This is a genomic window from Aquabacterium sp. G14 (genome assembly GCF_037482285.1).
GTDB lineage: Bacteria > Pseudomonadota > Gammaproteobacteria > Burkholderiales > Burkholderiaceae_C > Aquabacterium.
Genome location: NZ_JBBEYB010000011.1, coordinates 1 through 20,955, shown reverse-complemented (window position 1 = coordinate 20,955; position 20,955 = coordinate 1). Strand labels below are relative to the sequence as shown.

Annotated in this window: 19 protein-coding genes; all 19 read left to right on the top strand. The window is 59.1% G+C overall.

What is annotated here, in order from left to right; translation table 11 throughout:
- The first annotated feature begins 4 nt into the window (after positions 1 to 4).
- The 19 genes from WIT60_RS12275 to WIT60_RS12190 all read left to right on the top strand — a co-directional run bounded on the left by WIT60_RS12275 (position 5) and on the right by WIT60_RS12190 (position 20,828).
- Positions 5 to 1,024, top strand: coding sequence for an NAD-dependent epimerase/dehydratase family protein (locus WIT60_RS12275; protein WP_339584197.1), 1,020 nt, complete (start codon positions 5 to 7; stop codon positions 1,022 to 1,024).
- Positions 1,025 to 1,074: 50 nt separating this feature from the next.
- Positions 1,075 to 2,859: an ABC transporter ATP-binding protein gene (locus WIT60_RS12270; protein ID WP_339584196.1), complete on the top strand. Its 1,785-nt coding sequence runs from the start codon at positions 1,075 to 1,077 to the stop codon at positions 2,857 to 2,859.
- A gap of 50 nt (positions 2,860 to 2,909) precedes the next feature.
- Complete coding sequence (locus WIT60_RS12265; RefSeq protein WP_339584195.1) at positions 2,910 to 3,890, top strand: NAD-dependent 4,6-dehydratase LegB; 981 nt, start codon at positions 2,910 to 2,912, stop codon at positions 3,888 to 3,890.
- Positions 3,891 to 3,897: 7 nt separating this feature from the next.
- On the top strand, positions 3,898 to 5,049 hold the full coding sequence (locus tag WIT60_RS12260; protein WP_339584194.1) for a LegC family aminotransferase: 1,152 nt from the start codon (positions 3,898 to 3,900) through the stop codon (positions 5,047 to 5,049).
- Positions 5,046 to 6,209: a UDP-N-acetylglucosamine 2-epimerase gene (gene neuC, locus WIT60_RS12255; protein WP_339584193.1), complete on the top strand. Its 1,164-nt coding sequence runs from the start codon at positions 5,046 to 5,048 to the stop codon at positions 6,207 to 6,209. The genes WIT60_RS12260 and neuC overlap by 4 nt, the downstream gene beginning before the upstream one ends.
- A complete protein-coding gene (gene neuB / locus WIT60_RS12250; RefSeq protein WP_339584192.1) occupies positions 6,206 to 7,285 on the top strand; it encodes an N-acetylneuraminate synthase in 1,080 nt (359 codons plus the stop codon). The genes neuC and neuB overlap by 4 nt, the downstream gene beginning before the upstream one ends.
- Positions 7,282 to 7,947 (top strand): acetyltransferase, encoded by a 666-nt coding sequence (locus WIT60_RS12245; RefSeq protein ID WP_339584191.1) that lies wholly within the window; start codon positions 7,282 to 7,284, stop codon positions 7,945 to 7,947. Before neuB ends, WIT60_RS12245 begins: the two co-directional genes overlap by 4 nt.
- A gap of 19 nt (positions 7,948 to 7,966) precedes the next feature.
- Positions 7,967 to 9,022 carry a nucleotidyltransferase family protein gene (locus tag WIT60_RS12240; RefSeq protein WP_339584190.1) on the top strand — a complete coding sequence of 352 codons (1,056 nt, stop codon included), beginning with the start codon at positions 7,967 to 7,969 and terminating at the stop codon, positions 9,020 to 9,022.
- A 73-nt stretch (positions 9,023 to 9,095) separates the two neighbouring features.
- Entirely contained in the window at positions 9,096 to 9,371 is a 276-nt protein-coding gene (locus tag WIT60_RS16905) for an acyltransferase family protein (protein WP_445207697.1), read from the top strand.
- Positions 9,284 to 10,093, top strand: a complete 810-nt coding sequence (locus WIT60_RS12235; RefSeq protein WP_445207696.1) for an acyltransferase family protein — start codon at positions 9,284 to 9,286, stop codon at positions 10,091 to 10,093. The genes WIT60_RS16905 and WIT60_RS12235 overlap by 88 nt, the downstream gene beginning before the upstream one ends.
- Complete coding sequence (locus WIT60_RS12230) at positions 10,083 to 10,835, top strand: acylneuraminate cytidylyltransferase family protein (protein ID WP_339584188.1); 753 nt, start codon at positions 10,083 to 10,085, stop codon at positions 10,833 to 10,835. The genes WIT60_RS12235 and WIT60_RS12230 overlap by 11 nt, the downstream gene beginning before the upstream one ends.
- The gene (locus WIT60_RS12225; protein ID WP_339584187.1) at positions 10,789 to 11,877 is read left to right on the top strand and encodes a hypothetical protein; all 1,089 of its coding nucleotides are present in this window, start codon (positions 10,789 to 10,791) and stop codon (positions 11,875 to 11,877) included. Before WIT60_RS12230 ends, WIT60_RS12225 begins: the two co-directional genes overlap by 47 nt.
- A gap of 243 nt (positions 11,878 to 12,120) precedes the next feature.
- Positions 12,121 to 13,239, top strand: a complete 1,119-nt coding sequence (locus WIT60_RS12220; RefSeq protein ID WP_339584186.1) for a glycosyltransferase — start codon at positions 12,121 to 12,123, stop codon at positions 13,237 to 13,239.
- 107 nt (positions 13,240 to 13,346) lie between these two features.
- Complete coding sequence (locus tag WIT60_RS12215) at positions 13,347 to 14,429, top strand: glycosyltransferase (protein ID WP_445207695.1); 1,083 nt, start codon at positions 13,347 to 13,349, stop codon at positions 14,427 to 14,429.
- Positions 14,426 to 15,499, top strand: coding sequence for a glycosyltransferase family 4 protein (locus tag WIT60_RS12210; protein ID WP_339584184.1), 1,074 nt, complete (start codon positions 14,426 to 14,428; stop codon positions 15,497 to 15,499). The genes WIT60_RS12215 and WIT60_RS12210 overlap by 4 nt, the downstream gene beginning before the upstream one ends.
- A 13-nt stretch (positions 15,500 to 15,512) precedes the next feature.
- Positions 15,513 to 17,456, top strand: a complete 1,944-nt coding sequence (gene asnB / locus WIT60_RS12205; RefSeq protein ID WP_339584183.1) for an asparagine synthase (glutamine-hydrolyzing) — start codon at positions 15,513 to 15,515, stop codon at positions 17,454 to 17,456.
- Positions 17,450 to 18,517 (top strand): EpsG family protein, encoded by a 1,068-nt coding sequence (locus WIT60_RS12200; protein ID WP_339584182.1) that lies wholly within the window; start codon positions 17,450 to 17,452, stop codon positions 18,515 to 18,517. The genes asnB and WIT60_RS12200 overlap by 7 nt, the downstream gene beginning before the upstream one ends.
- 18 nt (positions 18,518 to 18,535) lie before the next feature.
- Positions 18,536 to 19,660, top strand: coding sequence for a glycosyltransferase family 4 protein (locus WIT60_RS12195; protein WP_339584181.1), 1,125 nt, complete (start codon positions 18,536 to 18,538; stop codon positions 19,658 to 19,660).
- 205 nt (positions 19,661 to 19,865) lie between these two features.
- Positions 19,866 to 20,828 carry an IS5 family transposase gene (locus WIT60_RS12190; RefSeq protein ID WP_339584180.1) on the top strand — a complete coding sequence of 321 codons (963 nt, stop codon included), beginning with the start codon at positions 19,866 to 19,868 and terminating at the stop codon, positions 20,826 to 20,828.
- Positions 20,829 to 20,955 lie beyond the last annotated feature (127 nt).

Genomic DNA, 20,955 nt, shown 5'->3' with positions numbered 1-20,955 from the left:
TGACATGACCCGTTACGAACAACTTTGCCAGGCCCTGCCCCTGGCCCCCAAGACCTGGCTGGTGACCGGCGTGGCCGGCTTCATTGGCAGCAACCTGCTTGAAACCCTGCTGAAGCTGGACCAACGCGTGGTGGGCCTGGACAACTTTGCCACCGGCCACCAGCGCAACCTGGACGAAGTGCAAAGCCTGGTGACGCCTGACCAATGGGCACGCTTTCGTTTCATCAAGGGCGACATTCGCGAACTGGCAGACTGCCAGCAAGCCTGCGAAGGCATAGACCACGTGCTGCACCAGGCCGCACTGGGCAGCGTGCCGCGCAGCCTGGCCGACCCGATCACCACCAACGCTACCAACATCAGCGGCTTTTTGAACATGCTGGTGGCGGCGCGCGATGCCAAGGTGCGCAGCTTTACCTACGCCGCCAGCAGCTCAACCTATGGCGACCACCCCGCGCTGCCCAAGGTGGAAGAGAACATTGGCAAACCGCTGAGCCCCTACGCGGTGACCAAGTATGTGAACGAGCTGTATGCCGACGTGTTTGCGCGTTGTTATGGTTTTAACGCCATTGGGCTGCGCTACTTCAATGTTTTCGGCCCGCGACAAGACCCGGATGGTGCTTATGCGGCTGTGATTCCGAAGTGGACCGCCGCCATGATCCAGGGCGACGACATCTTCATCAATGGCGATGGCGAAACCAGCCGCGACTTCTGCTTTGTGGCCAATGCCGTGCAGGCCAACCTGCTGGCCGCCACCGTGGCGGAAGACCGCGCACGCAACCAGGTCTACAACGTGGCCGTGGGCGACCGCACCACGCTCAACCAGCTTGTCAGCGCACTGCGCCAAGCGCTTGGGCAGAACGCCGTCGCCTACGACAAGGCCCCGGTTTACCGCGACTTCCGCGCTGGCGATGTGCGCCACTCCCAGGCCAACATTGGCAAAGCGCAAAGCCTGCTCGGCTACGCCCCGACGCACGACATCTTCTTCGGCATTCAAACCTCAATGCCTTGGTACATCAACCAATGATGCTGCCTGAACCGTCTGGTTGTTTACGACACGTAGCAAGCCACTAGCAAATGAGCTTTTCCAACGATTTCAAGCGCCTTATGCGGCAGGTATCGCCGCGTCGGCGCTTACAGATGATCGCGTTGTGCCTGCTGATGCTCGTCGGCGCGGCTGCGGAAATGGCCACCCTCGGCGCCGTTGTGCCCTTCCTCGGCCTTCTGGCCAACCCCGGGCTCGCCGATCAATATCCGATTGTTGGGCGCGCGCTTAACGTTTTCGGGATTGAATCGGACAAGCTGCTCGTCGCAGCCGGGATTCTGTTTTGCCTGATTGCAGTGGGAGCTGCTGCGATCAGGATCCTACTCATGTGGGCAATATATCGATTCACATTCGGTTTGGGCGCTGATTTGGGTGGCGAGGTCTATCGTCGCACCCTCTACCAACCCTATGCCTGGCACGTCAGCCAGAACACCAGTCAAATCCTGGCTGGCATCCAGAAGGTGAATGCGGTCACCAACGGTATCCTTGTTCAAGCCATTCAGGCCGTGGTGGCGTTGGTCATGACCTTGTCTATCCTCACCATGCTGTTCTTCATTGATTTCAACACCGCCCTCTTGGCCGGCACCGGGTTCACCATCCTGTACGGCCTGATGAGTTGGTTCAGCCGAAAGCGACTGGACCAAAACAGTCGGCTCATCGCCCAATACGAGACTGGTCGCATGCAGGCCGTGCAGGAAGGTCTTGGGGGGATCCGAGATGTCCTGCTCGACGGGTCACAACCGCTCTATCACAGCAGGTTTGCATTCCTAGACCACCGGATGCGGCGTGCGCAGGCCACAAACAGCTTCATCGCAGCCGCTCCGCGTTATGTCATCGAGTCTGCAGGCATGGTCATGATCGTAGGCCTCGCCTTTTGGCTAAGCGCTCAGGACGGGGGCATGACAGGCGCCATCCCTGTGCTGGGCGCACTTGCAATCGGTGCACAGCGACTGCTCCCACAAATGCAGCAGGTGTATGCGGCCTGGTCATCTGTTAATGGCAACCGGCATCAACTTCACGATGTGCTTGCGCTGCTTGAGCGCCCGATGCCCATGGCAAACGATGATCACGCTCGCCCCATTCATTTGGGTCAGCCACAGCATTCTGGGACCGCCTTAACGCAGCCGCTTCTCGCGTTCAAACAAGTCTCTTTTCGCTACCAGCCAGAAAGTCCACCCATCCTGGATCAAATCAGCTTCTCAATTCCCCGGGGCGCTCGCATTGGCATTGTTGGTCAAACCGGTAGCGGCAAGAGCACCCTGGTCGATCTCATCATGGGCTTGCTGGATGCGACCGAAGGCGAAATACTGATTGAAGGCCAGATACTCAAACCGACCAACCGTCGCATCTGGCAGCAACGCATTGCGCATGTTCCACAAGCCATCTTCCTTTCCGACGCAACGATTGCCGAAAACATTGCTTTTGGCGTGCCAGCTGAGCAAATCGACCACGCCCAGGTTTGCGATGCGGCTCGCAAGGCGCAACTTGCCACCTTCATTGAGGGACTACCGGCGAAATACCACACATCAGTGGGGGAGCGTGGTGTGCGCCTGTCCGGTGGGCAGCGTCAACGGATTGGGCTCGCACGTGCGCTGTATAAACAAGCCGATGTTTTGGTGCTTGATGAAGCGACGAGTGCGTTGGACGATGCGACCGAGCAGACGGTCATGGCTACTTTGACCGAGTTGGGCGACAACATCACTGTCCTGATGATCGCTCATCGCCTGGGAACCCTCTCAGGATGTGATGCCATTCTCTCCCTGGAAGCCAAGGCCGCCCCCCGTTGGGTGACCTACAAGGATCTTGTCGGTTCCTAAAAATCGTGCATGTAAGAAAAAGTCATACATAAACACGACACCTTCGTTATATGAAAAATGTACTAATAACCGGTGCCGACGGCTTTATCGGCTCTCACCTCACTGAGCTTCTGGTCAAAGAGGGCTACCAGGTCAAAGCTCTCTCGCAGTACAACTCCTTCAACTACTGGGGTTGGCTAGAAGATGTGGCTTGTCGCCAAGACATTGAGGTGTTGAGCGGTGACGTGCGCGACCCCCATTACTGCAAGCACATCACCAAAGATGTGGACATCGTCTTTCACTTGGCTGCCCTGATCGCCATCCCCTACTCCTACGTCGCCCCAGACAGCTACGTGGACACCAACGTCAAAGGCACACTGAACATCTGTCAAGCCGCCCTGGAGAACGGCGTCAAGCGCGTCATTCACACGTCCACCAGCGAGGTTTACGGCACCGCTCAGTACGTACCCATCGACGAGAAGCACCCGCTTCAGGCCCAGTCGCCTTACAGCGCCTCCAAAATCGGTGCCGACGCGATGGCCCTGAGCTTCTACAACGCCTTTGATCTGCCGCTCACCATTGCGCGCCCGTTCAACACCTATGGTCCGCGTCAGTCGGCGCGGGCGGTGATCCCGACCATCATCAGTCAGATCGCCAACGGCAAGAAGCAAATCCAGCTCGGCGACGTCTCCCCAACGCGCGATTTCAACTACGTTGCTGACACCTGTCGCGGTTTCCTCGAACTGGCCCGTTGCGACAAGGCCATCGGCGAGACGGTGAACATCGGCTCCAACTTCGAGATCTCTGTGGGTGACACCCTCAATCTCATCCGCGAGTTGATGAACAGCGATGTCGAGTTCCTCACAGACGAGCAGCGCCTGCGCCCCGGCAAGTCAGAGGTCTTCCGTCTGTGGTGCGACAACACCAAGATCCACAACCTGACCGGATTCAAGCCAGAATTCAGCATCCGGGACGGTCTTAAGGCGACCGTGGACTGGTTCACACGCCCCGAGAACCTGGCCAAGTACAAGGCCGATATCTACAACGTCTGACCTGCCCATGTTCAACGCACTGGTCCAGTTCATCCGCGAGCAATATCGCAGCGATGACTTCATCCCGCTTCATGCCCCGGTTTTTGCGGGACATGAGCGTGACTATGTGACGGACACCATCGAATCCACCTTCGTGTCCAGCGTCGGAGCCTTCGTGGACCGGTTTGAGCGTGACATGGCCGCCTACACCGGCAGCCCCAGGGCAGTCGCCACCGTGAATGGCACAGCGGCTCTGCACATTTCCCTGAAGCTGGCAGGCGTTCTGCCGGGCGAGTTGGTCGTCACTCAGCCCCTCACCTTTGTCGCCACCTGCAACGCCATTGCCTATTGCAGTGCCGAGCCTTTGTTTATTGATGTAGACCGGCACACACTTGGACTGTCTCCCACGGCGCTGGACGCCTGGTTGACCGAGCACGCAGAAGTCGGCGATGACGGTCTGTGTCGCACCCGATCCGACGGCAAAGTGATCCGCGCCTGCGTGCCAATGCACACCTTTGGTCACCCGGCTGACCTCGATGGCTTGGTCAGTGTCTGTGCCCGTTGGCAGATCGTTCTGGTCGAAGACGCCGCCGAGTCACTGGGCAGCTTCTACAAGGGCCGCCACACCGGGACCTTCGGTGCCTTGGGCACGCTCAGCTTCAACGGCAACAAAATCATCACCACCGGCGGCGGCGGCATGATCCTCGCTAACGAGGCTCTGGGCACCCATGCCAAGCACCTCACCACCACAGCCAAGAAGCCACACCCCTACGAATACGTGCATGACGAGGTGGGCTACAACTACCGTCTACCCAACCTCAATGCTGCGCTGGGTTGCGCGCAATTGGAGCAACTGGAAGCGTTCATCGCCAACAAGCGGGAGTTGGCCGCCCGCTACGCTGAGCACTTTCAGGGCAGTGATCTGAAATTCTTCACCGAACCCGCAGACTGCCGCTCCAACTACTGGCTCAATGCGGTCATCTGCGAAGGGCATGAGCAACGCGACGCCCTACTCAAGGCCACGAACGACCGCGGGGTGATGAGCCGCCCAATCTGGGCGCTGATGAACCACCTGCCCATCTACGCACACTGCCGCAAGGGTGAACTGAGCAACGCCGAGTGGTTGGAGGCCAGGGTTGTCAATCTGCCTAGCAGCGTTTTGCCAGACCTCGTCGTATGAAGCGCCGTATCGCTGTTTTCACCGGTACCCGAGCCGAGTATGGGCTCCTCTACTGGCTGATGAAAGACATCCAGGCCAGCGACCAGCTGACTCTGCAGGTCATCGTCAGTGGCATGCACCTCTCACCAGAGTTTGGTGAGACGTGGCGGCAGGTAGAGGCCGATGGCTTCCCGGTCGACGCCAAGGTCGAGATGCTGCTGTCCTCAGACACACCGGTCGGCGTGGTCAAGTCCATGGGCCTGGGCACCATCGGCTTTGCGGATGCCCTGGACAGGCTCAAGCCGGACATGCTCGTGGTCCTGGGTGATAGATTTGAAGCCCTCGCGGTGGTGCAAGCTGCACTCATCATGCGCATACCGGTGGCGCATCTGCATGGTGGAGAAATCACCGAAGGTGCCTACGACGACGCCATTCGCCATGCGATCACCAAGATGTCCAGCCTGCACTTCACCGCTGCCGAGCCATATCGTCAGCGAGTGATCCAGATGGGTGAAGCGCCCGGGACGGTCTTCAACGTTGGGGCAGTCGGCCTCGACCACCTGCAGCGCAACGTACCCATGTCCCAGGCGGCCCTATCGGAGAGCCTAGGATTCGCGTTGCGGGAACCTTACTTCCTGGTCACTTACCACCCCGTCACGCTGGCCGATGAAGACCCGGAAATCAGCTTTCTCGCCCTGTTGGCTGCCTTGGATCGCTTCCCAGATCATCAAGTGATCTTGACCTATCCCAATGCCGACAACGGTGGCCGCGCCATCATCCCCATCCTGGAGGATTACGCCAGCCGCGAACCTGAACGCGTGCTTGCGATCCCGTCTCTGGGTTTCCGGCGCTATCTGAGTGCTCTCAGCCGCACAGCGGCAATGATCGGCAATTCGTCCAGCGGCATCATCGAAGCGCCTTCGTTTGGCATCCCGACTGTGAACATCGGCAGCCGCCAATTGGGCCGCCTTGCCGCGAACTCGGTGCTCCACTGCGCACCGGACGCCGAGTCGATCTACCAAGCCATCGCCACCGCCGTGTCGGCGGAGTTCGCATCCACCTGCCGAACTGTGTCAAACCCATATGGGCAAGGCAATGCGTCCGAGCAAATCGTCCGCGTCATTGAAAAACACTCGGGCCCCTTCCACAAGCATTTCCACGACTTGGAGCCTCGGCCATGAGCACAGCCCCTGTTTACGTCATTGCCGAAGCGGGTGTGAACCACAACGGCCAGCGTGACCTTGCGTTTGCGTTGGTCGAGGCCGCAGCCAAAGCGGGGGCTGATGCAGTCAAGTTCCAGACGTTTGATGCCGCTAAGCTTGCCTCCAAAAGTGCGCCCAAAGCGGCCTACCAGAAGCAGAGTACCGACGCCGCAGAAAGTCAGTTGGCCATGCTCAAGAAGCTGGAGCTCCCACAAGCTTGGCACCACGAACTGCAGACTCACGCGCGCAACCACGGCATCGAATTCCTGTCCACGGCCTTTGATGTCGAGAGCCTGGCCTTCCTTGTTGAGTTGGGCATGCCGTTGTTCAAGATCCCGTCGGGCGAGCTGACCAACGGCCCGCTGCTGTGGCAGTTTGCTCGCACCGGCAAGCCACTGGTACTGTCTACCGGTATGGCGACGCTCGCTGAGGTTGAACAGGGCTTGGCCATCGTGGCACATGCACTGAATGCCGATGCCGAACCGACCTCCGTCGACGAAGTCTGGCGCGGCTGGAGTCGCCCCGAGTGGCGCAACAGCCTGCGCCACCACGTCACCCTGCTGCACTGCACATCTCAGTACCCCACCCCTTTCAACGAAGTGAACCTGCGCGCGATGGACACCCTGGCGACGTCCTTCGGACTGGCGGTGGGATATTCCGATCACACCGAAGGCATATTGATTCCGATTGCCGCGGTCGCACGTGGCGCCCGCGTCATTGAAAAGCACTTCACCCTCGACAGAAACCTGCCTGGCCCCGACCACAAAGCCTCGCTGGAGCCAGCCGAGTTGGCTAAAATGGTCCAGCAGATCCGTGCACTGCAAGTGGCTTTTGGTGATGGCAGCAAGAGCCCGCAGCCCAGCGAGTGGGACACCCGCCAAGCCGCGCGGCAACAGGTGATTGCTGCACGCACCATCGAGGCAGGTGCCATGATCACGCGCGCTGACTTGAGCACCGCACGCTGTGGTCGCGGCCTGCAACCCACGGCCTTGTGGGGTTTGGTCAATCAGACTGCCACTCGCGCCTATGTCATCGGGGATGTCATCGAGCCATGAACCGCCCACTCGGCACAGACTTTCCCCTGATCCTGATCGGCGCTGGTGGACACGCGCGCGTGCTGCAAGAGCTGGCTCAAGCTTCGGGACGGCAGTTTCTCGGTGTTTGTGACCCCCAACTCGCTAGCCAAGGGGAAACAACCTGGCGTGGCTTACCCGTACTGGGCGGCGACGATGCGCTGGAGGAAATTGACCCAAGCAGCGTTGGCTTGGTCAATGGCATCGGACAACTGGTGGGCAGCCAGGCGCGAAGCGATCTTCACGAACGTCTAAACACGGCTGGCTTCATGTTCCCTCCCTTGGTTCATCCTGCAGCCTGGGTGGCCGGCAGCGCCAGGCTGGCCGATGGCGTGCAGGTCATGGCAGGGGCCATCGTCCAGCCAGATTGCCGTGTCAACCGCAATGTCATCATCAACACACGCGCCAGCGTTGATCACGACTGCGTCATTGGTCAACACGTCCACATTGCGCCAGGCGCAACCCTGTGTGGCGGCGTGCAGGTCGGCGAAGGTGCCTTCATCGGCGCCGGCGCCGTGATCATCCAAGGCATACGCGTCGGTGCCGGTGCAGTTGTGGGCGCCGGGGTGACCCTCACCCGCGATCTGGACGCCGGACTGACCATGCGGTGTGCCGCTGGTCACCTCAAACATCTTCGCCACTGACAGGCCAGTGAAAGCACAAATGAAAAATTGGGACTCAGCCCTCACAGGCCCGCAAGCTACGCTTGAAGAGGCCATCGCCACCATGGATCGCAGCGCGCTGCGCATTGCGCTCATCGTCGATGACACGCGACACCTGCTGGGCACGCTCACGGATGGCGATGTCCGCCGCGCTTTGCTCAAGCATTTGCCCCTGAGCATTCCGGTGGATCAGGTCATGTGCAAAGCGCCACAGGTTGCCCAAAAGGACTGGAATCGCGAGCGGAGTTTGGCGGTGATGGAGCGCATGCAACTGCTCCAACTTCCTGTGGTGAACGAGCAGGGCCAAGTCATTGGCCTTGAAACCCTGCACGGCCTGCTCGACAAGCGACTGATCAGCAATCCCGTATTTCTGATGGCCGGTGGTTTTGGCACACGGCTTCATCCGCTGACGAATGACTGCCCCAAGCCCTTGCTCAAGGTCGGGGACAAACCCATTTTGGAGTTGATCCTCGAAAGCTTCATCAAGGCAGGCTTTCACAGGTTCTTCATCTCCACGCACTACCTGCCTGAAATGGTGCGAGACCATTTTGGTGACGGCGAACGCTGGGGCGTGAGCATCCGCTACACCCATGAGGAAACGCCGCTTGGCACGGGTGGTGCGCTGGGCCTGTTGCCGCAAGATGAGATCAACGAGCCCATCTTCGTGATGAACGGCGATTTGCTGACCACGCTCAACTATCAGGAACTGCTGCAGTTCCACACATCACATAACGGTGTGGCCACCATGTGCGTGCGAGAGTACGAATACCAGGTGCCCTACGGCGTGGTTCAAAGTGAAGGCCACTTGATCCGATCCATGGTCGAAAAGCCGGTTCAGAAGTTCTTTGTGAATGCGGGCGTCTATGTCCTGTCGCCAGAGTTGGTCAAGCGCGTCAAGCCAAACACACGGCTGGACATGCCGACTTTGCTGGAAGAGGCGATCGCCCAAGACGAGAACGTGACCATGTTCCCGGTTCACGAGTACTGGCTTGACATCGGTCGCATGGAAGACTTCAAGCGCGCACAAGAAGAGATCGGCGGGGTGCTACGTGGCTGATCCCGTCGCCAAAGCGGTCGCAACTCGGTACGAGCCGCTCGACTGGCTGCGTGGGTTGCTGGCCGTGTCGATCATGCTGTACCACCTCATCGGGTGGGACATCGCGCCACTGAAGTCCGACACCCTACTGGGACGGCTCGGTGCTTATAGCGTGTCGATGTTTTTTGTCCTGTCCGGGCTCAGCATCGCCTTGGCGTACCACCGCTATTTCTCGGACTGGAGCAGCGTGTGGCGCTTTGGCGTACGGCGGGTCTTCCGAATCTGGCCCGTACTCTGGATAGCTGTGATCGCGATGACTTTGATACGAGCCTTGGGGGGGGGGCACCTGGTTGGCAACAAATTCTGCTGAACCTGACCACGCTGTATGGGTTTATTCTGCCGACCGGTTACATCAACACCGGCGCATGGTCCATCGGCAACGAGATGGTCTATTACAGTCTGACGCCAATCATTGTGGTGGCCTACAACCGCAGCGTAGGTTTTGGGAATTTATTATTACTTCTGGCGTTGGCCGTAGGGGCAGGATTCGCATTCAGTTGGTTGAATCCCACGGCCACGTTGGCGGCCCAGTGGGCCCTTTACGTCAACCCATTCAATAATCTCTTTCTCTTCGTGTTCGGCATCTCGCTTTATTACAACACTGCAGGCCAGAGATGGTCACGCGGGGGCGCGCTGGCGGCGATGGTCGTTGCCCTGGCCACATTCTCGCTGTACCCAGTCAGTGGAGATCAGATACTGATCGTGACAGGGCTGAACCGCTTCGTTTTCAGTGCGGCAGCAGTACTTCTGGTGCTCTCTTTCTATAAATTGGAATTGGATTTGCCCCGCGCTCTAGCGACACCCCTGACGCAACTCGGTTTAGCGACGTATGGTGTCTATCTGCTGCATCCGCTGGTACGTTTGGTATGTCATCGCGCCCTTCCTGATGCAGGTGTATTTGTGTTGATCCCACTCACGATTGCGCTGACATTGCTCGTCTCTTTGGTTGTTTACCACCGCATTGAACTACCGATGATGCAGATCGGCAAGCGCCTCACGCGGCCACAGCCGCAGCCCGCCCATGCCATCTGAAAATCGCATCCTCGCCATCGTTCCTGCGCGCGGTGGCAGCAAGCGCCTTCCGCGCAAGAACGTGCTACCGCTGGGCGGCAAGCCGCTCATCGCTTGGACGATCGACACGGCGCTCGAAAGCGGCTGCTTCATGGACGTGCTGGTCAGCACCGATGACGAGGAAATCGCCGATGCTGCCCGCGCAGCCGGTGCGCTGGTGCCCTGGTTGCGCCCGGCGGAGCTGGCCACAGACACTGCCAGCAGCGCAGACGTCATTGCACACGCGCTGGCGTGGTACGAACGCGAAAACGGTCGAGTTGACGCGGTGCTGCTGCTACAGCCGACCAGCCCCTTCCGCAGCACCGAGTCGATTCGCGGCGCAGTGCGGACCTACGGCGAGCAGACCGGTCAGGTACGTTACCCGGTCGTCAGTGTCAGCCCTGCAGTCACGCATCCTGCCTGGACCTTCACCTGGCGTGACGGCGCGCTGCAACCGAGCCAAGGTTGGGAACCGTTGGGCCTTCGCTCGCAGGATCTGCCGTCAGCCTATGCGCTCAACGGCGCACTGTACGTGATCCCCGCTGAGGACGTGCGCTGCGGTCTGCCCATTGTGCGCCCTGGCGTCTTGCCCTATGTCATGACCGACAGTCGTGAAAGCCTGGACATTGATACCGTTGACGACTGGGCGCTGGCGTCGTACTGGGCGAGGAAGCCCAATGAGCGAGCAGATAAATTCAAAACTCCCCGATTCCACGACGGGTAGTGATGACTTACCAAAAAATAACCTATCATCGATCATGACATGGCAAACAAGCGAAGAACTCAACAAACTGCTGCCAACCCCCAATCCATTCAGTGGAAATCGCAGTATTGAAAGATATGGTTTTTTGCATGTCTTGAATAATATCTGCGATCTACGTATAAGTCGGCGCGCTTTTGCTGAATGGGTGCATGGGTGGATCTGGGATGAGCATCCATCAGCAGACATCCTCCACCTTGGTGGGCTACCACGTGACGTAACAGTTATCGTTCGCAGCATCGCTGAGCAAAAAGCACTTATTAATGAGGGGTTCCAGCGCACTTTTGTAGGGGGCCTTCCATTTTCTTACATAGAGAAACAGCATGGGTTGCGAAGTCGCCACAATTTGCTAGCATTCCCACCTCACTCCGCAGAATTGGAGAAAATAACAACAAGTCAGTCCGAATACATGGATTACCTTGAGTCGATAAAAAATAATTACGAATCAATTTACGTTAGCATCTTCTATCTCGATTGGAATGGACCTATTCATCGCGCCGCTGAAGATCGAGGGTTAAAGGTAATCCAAGGAGCGCGACCCGACGACGCAGCAAGCCTGACAAGAATGAGGAGTATTTTCGATGCATTCGAGCAAGTGACTTCAAACACAATGGGAAGTCATTTCTTGTATGCGCTATATTCAGGGTGCCGCTTTTCCATTTGCGGACCACAATACATCTACAAGCCCGAAGATTTTTTGAAAAACAGGAACCCAGACAGGCGCCTCAGAGAAAAAATTGATAAGATAATATCAGTTCAACAACCTCAATATCTAAAGGCCAGATTCGGGAAGTTCTTCACGTCCTCGCCCCTCGAGGGCCAAGCAGATGTAGGTTTCGCCAAGGATGAAATTGGCGAAAGACACCGCCTGACGCCGGAACAAATCATCGACGCCTTAGGTTGGTCATTACGCGGTCAACTTGCTGGCTATGCGGCTAGCGCAATACGTAGGGCACAGCGTTTGAAACGACCGAAGGTTGAAGTCAAAGTCGACCCAAATGTTTAATCATACACCTTATTACCAGATAAAACTCGGACGAAGTCGGTTGCGCGTTGGCCAACGTTTGACACATCACCCACCTGCCACGAAAGGAAAGGGCGGATTCAAAAGTAGAGTGCAACACCTGCATCCCTGTAATGTGCGCAGATGCAAAGCTCCCCGAGACGCCACCAGAAACGTCACCTTTGAGCCCGCCAAAAAGGTGGCAAACGTAAGAACCGCCCAGCAACCACCCGTCCTTGCTTACAAATGTGTTTTTCCATTCTTCTTCCGGACCTTCGAGGCGGTGGCGCAGAGCGCGTGGCAGTCAATCTAGCCAACGGCTTTGCCCTGCGGGGCTACAAGGTTGACATGGTTCTGCTATCGGCCGCGGGTGAACTCCTGGGCGACTTGCGCCCTGAAATTCGCATAGTTGACCTGAAAGTACAGCGCATGCGCTGGGCTTTCCCTGCTCTGGTGCGCTATTTGCGGCAAGCACGGCCGGATGCCGTATTGGCCAACATGTGGCCGTTGACGGTCCTTGGGCTCTGGGCACGCACGCTGTCACGCGTGCCCACACGCTTGGTGGTGGCAGAACACACGACTTGGTCTCGGTCGCCATTGCTGGCTCGTTGGTCGGTTGGCTGGCAGGTACGCGCCAGCATGCACCGCTTTTTCCCCAAGGCGAACGGCATCGTAACTGTCTCGCAAGGTGCCGCTGACGATTTAGCTTCGTTTGCCCATTTGGATCGCCGCACCATCACAGCCATTCACAACCCTGTGGTGGGCACCCATCTTCCACAAGCAAGTGAACCGCCCACCTCCCCGTCAGGCTGGTGCCTGGGCGCTCATCGTCGGGTGCTTGCGGTCGGTGCGCTCAAGCAAGAAAAAGATTACGGCGCCTTGCTCAATGCCTTTGCCGCGCTGCGCCAACGGGTCGATGCAAGGCTGCTGATTTTGGGCGAAGGCGAGGATCGTGCCGCGCTAGAGGCGCAAGCACACCGCATGGGCATCACAGACAGCATGTTCATGCCCGGTTTCGTCAAGGACACCGCACCCTACTACCGTCATGCTGACCTGCATGTGCTCTCATCCACGGCTGAAGGTTTTGGCAACGTCGTCGTTGAAGCGTTGGCAGCAGGCACGCCTGTGGTGAGCACCGACTGCCCATCCGGCCCGCGAGAAATCTTGTGCGACGGACAATTCGGGCACCTGGTGCCTGTTGGGGACGTTCAAGCATTGGCCGCAGCCATGCAGGCCTCCCTCACTGCCACACACGATCGGGCCGCACTGATGGCCAGGGCGCATGACTTCTCCATCGACAAGGCTGTCGATCAATACGAAGCCTTGCTGTTTCCAGCACACGCATCAAGCAAAGCCAAGTCATGACCTCTCGGGTTCTCTACATTTCCTACGACGGTATGCTGGAGCCACTGGGGCAATCTCAGGTTCTGGCTTATCAGGAGCGTCTGGCCCCTGGCGCGCAGTTGCACTTGATGAGCTTCGAAAAGCCCGAGGACTGGGCCAATGCAGAGGCGCGGAATTCAGTTGAGCTGCGCATCAAAGCATCCGGGATCCAGTGGCATCCTCGTCGTTATCACAAGCGCCCCTCAGCAGCGGCAACGGCTTTTGATATTTTGGTGGGTATTGCGTCTGGCCTTTGGCTCGTCCTGCGTCATCGCATTACGGTCGTGCATGCTCGCAGTTATGTGTCCGCCGTGATGGCCTTGGCGCTTAAAAAACTCACAGGCGCTCGCTTTTTGTTCGACATGCGTGGCTTTTGGGCAGACGAACGAGTCGATGGCGGCCTATGGCCACGTGAGGGGCGGATGTACCGCGTGGCCAAATGGTTTGAACGGAAGTTCTTGCTGAACGCCGACCATGTGATTTCGCTCACACAAGCAGCGGTGCGCGAGATGGAAAAATTCCCCTACCTGGCTGGCCACATGCCGCCAGTCACGGTCATACCGACCTGCGCAGACCTGTCTCGATTCAAGCCATTGCCCGTCACGCGAGAAGGCTTCGTGCTTGGCTACGTAGGTTCCGCTGGCACCTGGTACGAATTTGATGCGGCCGTGGCCTGCTTTGCAGAACTGCTGCGCCAAAAACCTGATGCCCGTTTTCTGATCATCAACCGCAACGAGCACGAATACATTCGCGAGCGCTTGCTGGCCGGAGGCGTGTCACTAGACGTTGTCGAACTGCGTCCCGCCACACATGCCGAGGTGCCGCAGCAGATTGCCCGCATGCACGCTGGCGTGTTTTTCATCAAGCCCTTGTTTTCTAAACAAGCTTCTGCCCCCACCAAACTGGGTGAGTTTCTCGGTTGTGGCATTCCCTGCCTGGCCAACAGTGGCGTGGGTGACATGGCCGAAATCCTTGAAGGTGAGCAGGTCGGCATCGCACTGAATGATTTCACACCGGACACCTTGCGCCAGGGCTTGACGCGCTTGTTGAAACTGGTCGAAACCGACGGAATCCAGGAGCGCTGTGTGGCCGCAGCTCACAAGCACTTCTCATTGACAGAAGGCGTGGCGCGTTACGCGCAGGTCTATGCCCGGCTGACGGAACCCCAATGAAGGTCTTGTTGCTGACGCGGTACGACCGCCTGGGCGCCAGCAGCCGCATGCGCATGTTGCAATACCTGCCGTGGCTGACGTCCGCAGGTATGGACGTGACCGTGTCCCCCCTGTTTCCAGATGCCTATGTCCAGGGCCTGCAGACTGGGCATCGAAATCCATGGCACGTGTTGCGCGCATACTGGCGCCGCCTTCGCACCTTGCTCAGCAGTGACAATTTCGATTTGTTGTGGATCGAGAAGGAGTGCCTGCCGTGGCTGCCGGCGTGGGTAGAGCAGGCACTGCTGCCTGCTCGGATTCCATATGTGCTCGACTACGATGACGCCGTGTTCCATTACTACGATGAGCACCGCAGCACATGGGTCAGGCGCCTGCTGGGCAACAAGCACCCCGCGCTGATGCGCAACGCGGCCCTGGTGGTGGCAGGCAATGCCTACTTGGCCAGCTTCGCCCGCTCAGCAGGGGCACCTTGGGTCGAAGTCGTCCCCACGGCAATAGACCTCACTCGCTACAGCACTCTTGATGGCACGGCCTCGACGACGCCTCAACGACCGCCCTGCGTCGGTTGGATCGGGCAACGAGCAACAGCCGACTTTCTGAGGCCGCTGGCCCCCTTGTTCGAACGCCTCGCGGCCTCAGGCCTGGGCCGGTTTGCCGCCATTGGCATTGACACCCAGGCCCTCGGCCTGCCGATGGCATCCATCGCCTGGACGGAATCCAGCGAAGTGGCTTCGATCCAGAGTTTCGACGTGGGCATCATGCCGTTGGTGGATGGACCCTTTGAGCGTGGCAAGTGTGGCTACAAGCTCATCCAGTACATGGCCTGCGGCTTGCCTGTGGTGGCATCACCCGTTGGGGTCAATGCACAAATTGTTGAGCACGGTGTCAACGGCTTTTTGGCGAGCACATCGCAGGAATGGGAAGACGCTTTAACAACACTTCTCACTGATTCCGCGTTACGCGCGCGCATGGGGCAAGCGGGTCGTCACAAAGTTGAACAAGAATATTGCCTTCAGGTCACCGGGCCCAAACTGGCAAACCTGCTTCATTCGGCTGCGGCCCCAAAATAAAGTATCAGTACCGATGTGTGGACTTGCAGGTTTTTTCTTCAGCAATACCCAACTGGATCACACCAGTGTGGCGCGCAGTATGGGAGACGCGCTCCTTCACCGTGGTCCTGACGATTCAGGGGTATGGACCGACGCTGCTGAAGGCATAGCGCTGTCGCACAGGCGACTGGCCATCGTGGACCTGTCGCCAGCGGGACACCAGCCCATGGCGTCGCCAGACGGGCGCTTTGTCATGGCGTTCAATGGTGAAATTTACAACCACCTGGCCCTGCGCGCGGAGCTTGAAGCATCTTCGCAGGCACCAGCATGGCGTGGTCATTCAGACACCGAAACCTTGCTGGCGGGCTTTTCGGCTTGGGGGGTCACAGCCACGCTCCAACGCGCAGTGGGCATGTTCGCCATCGCACTGTGGGACCGACAAAATCGCCGCCTCACCCTCACCCGCGATCGCCTGGGTGAAAAGCCCTTGTTCTATGGCTGGGTGCGCGGCGCCTTCGTGTTTGGCTCTGAGCTCAAGGCCCTGCGCGCGTATCCAGGCTTTGACAACCCCATCAACCGCGACGCGCTGGCCCTGTACCTGCAGCACTGTGCAGTTCCGGCGCCTTACTCCATCTACCAGGATATTTTCAAGCTGGACCCGGGTTGCGTGCTCACGATCGACCACGCGGGCTTGGCCAGCAAAACCGTCCAAACCTCGCCTTATTGGCGCTTCACCGACGCTGTGAAGCGCGGTTTGGCTGATCCCATTCAGAACGAAACCGAAGCGCTGACGGTGTTGGAAAGCACCTTGCGCACAGCGGTGTCCCAGCAAGCCGTGGCCGATGTGCCGCTGGGCGCCTTTCTGTCGGGGGGCATTGACTCGTCGCTCATCGTGGCGCTGATGCAGGCGCAGTCCGGCAGACCGGTCCAAACCTTCACCGTGGGTTTTGAAGAGGCCGGGTTTGACGAATCGCCTCATGCCTTGGCGGTGGCGCGGCACCTGGGCACCGAACACCACGAGCTGCGCGTCTCTGCCGCTGATGCCCGCGCCGTCATCCCTCTGTTGCCGGCCATGTACGACGAGCCGTTTGCCGACAGTTCGCAAATTCCCACCCACCTGGTGTCCAAAGCCGCGCGGCAACACGTGACCGTGGCCCTGTCTGGCGATGCCGGCGATGAGCTGTTTGGTGGCTATAACCGCTATTTTTGGGGCAAGCGGATCTGGAATCGTGTGGGCTGGATGCCGCCAGGTCTTCGACGAGCCCTCGGTGCAGGCATTCAGCAATTGCCCGTGCACGCCTGGGATGGCATCGGGCGCGCGCTGCCGGGCCGGCATGGGGTTGCACGCCTGGGTGACAAAGCGCACAAAATGGCACAGCGGCTGCAAACCATTGGCAACACGGACGAGTTGTACCGCAGCCTGGTGACCGAATGGCCCCATGCCACCAGCTTGGTGCGCGGTGCGCGCCGCGTGAACACCAAGCTGGACGACATGGCCTTGGTGGCCGGTGTGCCCGACGTAGAGCACCGCATGATGCTGTGGGATACGCTCACGTATTTGCCCGACGACATCTTGACCAAGGTAGACCGCGCCGCCATGAGTGTGAGCCTCGAAACCCGCGTGCCCTTCCTCGATCACAACGTGGTGGAGTTGGCATGGCGTTTGCCCCTGCACATGAAAATTCGTGGCGGCCAAGGCAAGTGGGCTTTGCGCCAAGTGCTTTACAAGCATGTGCCGCGCGAGCTGATTGAACGCCCCAAAGCCGGCTTTGGCATTCCGGTGGGGCAATGGCTCTGCGGCCCTTTGCGCGAGTGGGCAGAGAACCTGCTCAACGAGGCCCGTTTGCAGCGCGAAGGCTATTTTGATCCGGCACCCATCAGGCGAGCTTGGGCAGAACACTTGAGTGGCAGGCATGACTGGACCGCACGCTTGTGGACCATCTTGATGTTCCAGGCATGGCTGGAGACCACATGCTGACGTATTGGTTGCTGTTTCTGGTTCCGGCCTGGTTGGCGCTGGCAGCGCCCACACGTGCGCAGCAGCCTGGCAAACGCTGGAGTGCACAGTGGATGCTGGCTTGGTTGCTCTTGACCTGCATTGTGGGCTGGCGCCACGAAGTAGGGGGGGACTGGGTTCAATACATGGCCCACTATGACGAAGCGTTGACGACCCCGCTTGCGCTGGCAATGTCAAAAGGTGACCCAGGCTACAAACTGTTGTTGTGGGCTGTGACCAATCTGGATTGGGGCGTTTACGCGGTGAACCTGGCTTGTGGCGCGGTGTTCAGTGCTGGCTTGGTGGCCTTTTGCCGTCAGCAGCCGCGCCCTTGGTTGGCCTTGACGGTGGCCATTCCTTACACCGTGATCGTGTTGGGCATGGGTTACACACGACAGGGCGTGGCGCTGGGGTTTGCCATGCTGGGCTTGGTCAGCCTGAAGCAAGGGCGCTTGTTGCCCTTTGTGGCCTGGGTTGCGCTGGGAGCCACCTTCCACAAGTCTGCCGTGCTTTTGGTGCCCTTGGCGGCTTTGGCCACACCACGTAACCGTTGGTGGACCGCAGTATGGGTGGGGGCCACCACGGTGGCGCTGTACCAAACGCTGCTGGCGGACAGTGTCGATACCCTGGTTGCCGGTTACATCGACGCGGGTTATCAGTCAGAAGGCGCTGCCGTGCGGGTGCTGATGAACGTGCTGCCCGCCATGCTGCTGCTGTGGCGTCGCAAGCACTTTAATTGGACTGTGCCCGAACGAAATTTCTGGACCATGGCGGCGGTATTGGCCTTGCTCAGTGTGGTCTGGTTGCTTGTGTCGCCATCTTCCACAGCGGTGGACCGCTTGGCGCTGTACCTGATTCCTCTGCAGTTGTATGTGTTCAGCAGGTTGCCCGATGTGTTGGGCAAGCGAAGTGATGCAAAGCTGATGGTGAGGGCGGTGGTTGGCTATTACGCCCTGGTTGAAGCCGTGTGGCTGCTGTTTGCCACCCATGCGTACGCCTGGTTGCCCTATCAGTTTTACCCATGGATCTGGTTGTGGGAGTAATGCGTTCTGAGAGTTCTTTTGTTCGCCAACACCGATTGGTATCTGTATAACTTTCGCCGGTCACTGGCCTTGGCGTTGCGCGATGCCGGGCATGAGGTCATTCTGCTCTCCCCTCCTGGGCCCTATGGCGCCAAGCTGCAGTCGCTGGGCTTGGAGTGGCACGCTGCCCCCATGGACCGACGCAGCTTGAACCCTCTGAGAGAGATCAAGCTGCTGCGTTGGCTGACCCAGTTCATGCGCGCCCAACAGATTGATGTGGTTCATGGCTTCACAATCAAGTGCGCCGTCTACGGCTCGCTGGCCGCCCGTTGGGCGGGTGTCCCGGCTCGCGTCAATGCAGTCGCCGGCATGGGGTATGTGTTCACCAGCAACGACGCGAAGGCACTCATCTTGCGTCCCGTGGTGCGCAGTTTGTTGCGTCTGGCCTTGGGCGGTAAGGGTGCACGTCTGATTCTGCAAAATCCAGACGATGTACGCTTGTTTCAACAGGCAGGCTTGGTCGATGAGGCCACCATCCGACTGATCCCCGGCTCTGGGGTGGACTGCAGTCGTTTTGCACCGACAGATTCAAACCTTCGCCAACCTGGTGCACGCATGCGTGTCGTACTCCCGGCACGCCTGCTGTGGGACAAAGGCTTGGCCGAATTCATTGACGCGGCTCGCCTGTTGAAAGCGGCAAACAAGCCCATTGATCTGCTCTTGGCGGGCGACCCTGACCCCGGCAACCCAGCCGCCGTACCCGAGGCAACGGTGCAGCAATGGGTCAGGGAAGGCTTGGTCGAATGGCTGGGTCATGTGGACGACATGCCCGCATTGTTCCGGTCGGTTGACGTCGTGGCCTTGCCCAGCTACCGCGAAGGGCTGCCAAAGGGCTTGATTGAAGCTGGCGCCAGTGGCCTACCGCTGGTCACGACAGATGTACCGGGTTGCCGAGAAGTGGTCACAAACAACGTGGATGGCTTATTGGTTCCAGTCAAGGACGCAAATGCGCTGGCTGATGCATTGGCGCGCTTGTGTGATGACTTTGAGCTGCGCTCCCGCTTGGGGATGGCTGCCCGTGCCAAGGCCTTAGCGGAGTTTGATGAACACATCATCATCAAGCGAACGATGATGGTTTACGAGGAACTGGTGCCGCATGGCTGAGCGAAAACTAATTTGGCTGGAAGTCATGCGCGGACTGGCGGCGGTGTGGGTCTTGCTGCACCACGCGACGCAGTCCATCAACCACTTCGTTAGTCCACTCGGCGATAGCGCGTTGTTCTTCGAAAACGGATACCTAGGGATGGTCTGCATAAACCGCCTGGACATGTGCTTGGCGCCAGCGTGATTGCCTGAGACGATTGAGCCCATGAAGCAGAGCAGCCTTGGATTGGGAACCTCGACGAAGCGCACGCGCCGTCGGGAGTTCCTCGACGAGATGGACCGGGTGGTGCCGTGGTCCGACCTGGTGGCGCAGATCGCGCCATTCATGCCCGAGGGCAAACGCGGCCGCCCGCCGTTCCCGGTGGAGTCGCTGCTGCGCATCCACTTCATGCAGCAGTGGTTCACGCTGAGCGACCCGGCCATGGAAGAAGCGCTGCACGACATGCCCCTGTTCCGCGACTTCGCCGGCCTGGGCGGCTGGGACGACCGACTGCCTGACGAGAGCACCATCTTGCGCTTCCGTCATGTGCTGGAGAAGAACAAGCTGGCCGAGCGCATCCTGGCCACGGTCAACCTGCTGCTGGGGGCCAAGGGTCTGATGCTGCGCAGCGGCACGGTGGTCGATGCCACGCTGATCTCAGCACCGAGCTCGACCAAGAACGCCAGCGGTGAGCGTGACCCGGAGATGCACCAAAGCAAGAAGGGCCAGCAGTGGTTCTTCGGCATGAAGGCGCACATTGGGGTGGACGCCGACTCGGGCCTGGTGCACACCGTGCGTGGAACCTCGGGCAACGTCAACGACGTGGTCGAAGCCAACAGCTTGCTGCACGGACAAGAAACGGATGTCTTCGCCGATGCGGGCTACCAGGGTGCCCACAAGCGACCTGACGCCAAAGTAGATGTGAAGTGGCATGTGGCCATGCGACCAGGCAAGCGCAAGTTGCTGGACAAAACCGATCCGGTAGATGCGCTGACCGATCAGGTCGAACGCATCAAGGCCAGCATCCGCGCCAAGGTGGAGCATCCGTTCCGTGTCATCAAGCGCCAGTTCGGCCATGTGAAGGTGCGCTATCGCGGCTTGGCCAAGAACACGGCGCAGTTGCACACGCTGTTTGCGCTGGCCAACCTGTGGATGGTCCGCAAGCGTTTGCCGGGGAGCCAGGCATGAGTGCGTCTGCTGCATGGGAAATGGGTGCGAAACGCGCCCAAAACACCTGCCAAAGGTACGCCCAGCCGCCTTTCTGGTCATGTCAGCACACCCAACCATGGTCAGCACTCATTTGTGCAGACCTTCC

What these genes read in the sequence shown, in the direction of transcription:
- WIT60_RS12240 (WP_339584190.1), top strand. Translation starts at nt 7,967, where the DNA reads ATGAAAAATTGGGACTCAGCCCTCACAGGCCCGCAAGCTACGCTTGAA.
- WIT60_RS12260 (WP_339584194.1), top strand. Translation starts at nt 3,898, where the DNA reads ATGTTCAACGCACTGGTCCAGTTCATCCGCGAGCAATATCGCAGCGAT.
- WIT60_RS12225 (WP_339584187.1), top strand. Translation starts at nt 10,789, where the DNA reads ATGAGCGAGCAGATAAATTCAAAACTCCCCGATTCCACGACGGGTAGT.
- neuC (WP_339584193.1), top strand. Translation starts at nt 5,046, where the DNA reads ATGAAGCGCCGTATCGCTGTTTTCACCGGTACCCGAGCCGAGTATGGG.
- WIT60_RS16905 (WP_445207697.1), top strand. Translation starts at nt 9,096, where the DNA reads ATGCTGTACCACCTCATCGGGTGGGACATCGCGCCACTGAAGTCCGAC.
- WIT60_RS12245 (WP_339584191.1), top strand. Translation starts at nt 7,282, where the DNA reads ATGAACCGCCCACTCGGCACAGACTTTCCCCTGATCCTGATCGGCGCT.
- neuB (WP_339584192.1), top strand. Translation starts at nt 6,206, where the DNA reads ATGAGCACAGCCCCTGTTTACGTCATTGCCGAAGCGGGTGTGAACCAC.
- WIT60_RS12220 (WP_339584186.1), top strand. Translation starts at nt 12,121, where the DNA reads ATGTGTTTTTCCATTCTTCTTCCGGACCTTCGAGGCGGTGGCGCAGAG.
- WIT60_RS12215 (WP_445207695.1), top strand. Translation starts at nt 13,347, where the DNA reads ATGAGCTTCGAAAAGCCCGAGGACTGGGCCAATGCAGAGGCGCGGAAT.
- WIT60_RS12230 (WP_339584188.1), top strand. Translation starts at nt 10,083, where the DNA reads ATGCCATCTGAAAATCGCATCCTCGCCATCGTTCCTGCGCGCGGTGGC.
- WIT60_RS12275 (WP_339584197.1), top strand. Translation starts at nt 5, where the DNA reads ATGACCCGTTACGAACAACTTTGCCAGGCCCTGCCCCTGGCCCCCAAG.
- WIT60_RS12200 (WP_339584182.1), top strand. Translation starts at nt 17,450, where the DNA reads ATGCTGACGTATTGGTTGCTGTTTCTGGTTCCGGCCTGGTTGGCGCTG.
- asnB (WP_339584183.1), top strand. Translation starts at nt 15,513, where the DNA reads ATGTGTGGACTTGCAGGTTTTTTCTTCAGCAATACCCAACTGGATCAC.
- WIT60_RS12265 (WP_339584195.1), top strand. Translation starts at nt 2,910, where the DNA reads ATGAAAAATGTACTAATAACCGGTGCCGACGGCTTTATCGGCTCTCAC.
- WIT60_RS12270 (WP_339584196.1), top strand. Translation starts at nt 1,075, where the DNA reads ATGAGCTTTTCCAACGATTTCAAGCGCCTTATGCGGCAGGTATCGCCG.
- WIT60_RS12190 (WP_339584180.1), top strand. Translation starts at nt 19,866, where the DNA reads ATGAAGCAGAGCAGCCTTGGATTGGGAACCTCGACGAAGCGCACGCGC.
- WIT60_RS12210 (WP_339584184.1), top strand. Translation starts at nt 14,426, where the DNA reads ATGAAGGTCTTGTTGCTGACGCGGTACGACCGCCTGGGCGCCAGCAGC.